This window comes from Vibrio sp. Vb0349, from assembly GCF_033338975.1.
Genome location: NZ_JAWOTS010000147.1, coordinates 1 through 1,565, shown reverse-complemented (window position 1 = coordinate 1,565; position 1,565 = coordinate 1). Strand labels below are relative to the sequence as shown.

Here is a 1,565-nt window from a genome sequence, read left to right as displayed (position 1 = left end):
ATCAACAAGCCGAACGTCCGTTTTGTGGTGCACTTTGATATTCCGCGCAATATTGAATCCTACTACCAAGAAACGGGACGAGCAGGGCGAGATGGTTTACCTGCTGAAGCGATGATGTTGTACGACCCCGCAGACATCAGTTGGCTACGCCGCATGCTGGATGAAAAAGACGATGGACCGCAAAAGCAAGTAGAAAGCCATAAACTTAATGCGATGAGTGCCTTTGCAGAAGCGCAAACCTGTCGTCGTCAGGTTCTGCTCAACTACTTTGGTGAATACCGCGAGAAGCCTTGTGGTAACTGTGATATCTGCCTCGATCCACCCAAACATTTTGATGCGACAGAAGAAGCGCGAAAAGCGTTGTCGTGTGTTTACCGCGTTAACCAAAGCTTTGGTATGACGTATGTGGTTGAGGTGCTGCGTGGTATGCAAAATATCCGCGTGCGTGAACATGGCCACGATAAGATCTCTACATACGGCATTGGCCGCGATCACAGCCATGATTACTGGGTGAGTATCTTCCGCCAGTTAATCCACAAAGGGCTGCTGTTTCAAAATATCACCCGAAACTCGACGTTGCAATTGACCGAGGAAGCTCGACCATTATTGCGCGGGGATGTGTCGCTCGAGCTAGCAGTTCCTCGTTTGGATACCGCAGCACGCGCTGCGAAGTCGGACAAACTGACCAGCAAAAACTACGATAAGAAGCTGTTTGCGAAATTACGCAAGCTGCGTAAGTCGATTGCCGATGAAGATGGCTTACCACCATACGTTGTATTTAGTGATGCGACCTTGATTGATATGGCGGAGATTCTGCCAACGTCGTATGGCGAAATGCTGGCGGTGAGCGGGGTAGGTCAACGTAAATTAGAAAAATATGCCGATCCATTCTTGGATCTGATTCAAGAACACATCACTCACCACGGATAAGGAACCGAAATGCAGAAGGAATTTGGCCTAACAGAATACATTGCCGAAGAAGGTCGTTTGCTGATTGCAGCCCCAAGATTTGATTTAGACACCTTTCCGGCGTTAGGTGAGCGTTTGGTGGGGTTACTCTCTGCGACGGTAATCGAAAAACAGTGGGATGCGGATATCCACTCTTGGCTGATCGATTTTGAAGGTTGCCGCTTATTTATGAAAGCGGAGCATTACAGTGAAGCGATTTGGTTTGAAGCGCTGAACATTGAAGAGAGCAGGGAAGAGCTCGATTATCTTGCTGGATTATTTCAACGCGGCTTCTAAACTCAACTTATCAACTCTTTAAATCATTTCCTTATAGGGTGTTTCACATGAAACACCCTTTTTCGTTTTTCGCCCAATTCTTTGGTGTAAAGGTGAAATTATCGGGTAAACGTTTGCGTAAAAAGCACCGCTTGCGAGTGCAATTGGTTAAGGTATAATCGCCCACCGCTTCGCTTGGAATGAGTGAAGCCGATTTGAATTTTCATTTTACATTGTTGGTAAGAGTCGTTTTCGTTAATGAAAATGCTCGATTTGGGTTCCCTCGCCCCCAAACCAAACTAAAAAGGTATCGCATGAGTAACTTTACCCCTGCGCAGCAG

At 46.8% G+C, this 1,565-nt stretch carries 2 protein-coding genes; both read left to right on the top strand.

Features of this window, described 5'->3' with window-relative positions; genetic code table 11:
* Positions 1 to 930, top strand: a 930-nt coding sequence (locus R7Q47_RS24035; protein WP_318089687.1) for an RQC domain-containing protein, incomplete at its 5' end; no start/stop codon positions are given.
* Positions 931 to 939: 9 nt separating this feature from the next.
* On the top strand, positions 940 to 1,245 hold the full coding sequence (locus tag R7Q47_RS24030; RefSeq protein ID WP_005458579.1) for a DUF3630 family protein: 306 nt from the start codon (positions 940 to 942) through the stop codon (positions 1,243 to 1,245).
* The last annotated feature ends 320 nt before the right edge of the window (positions 1,246 to 1,565 follow it).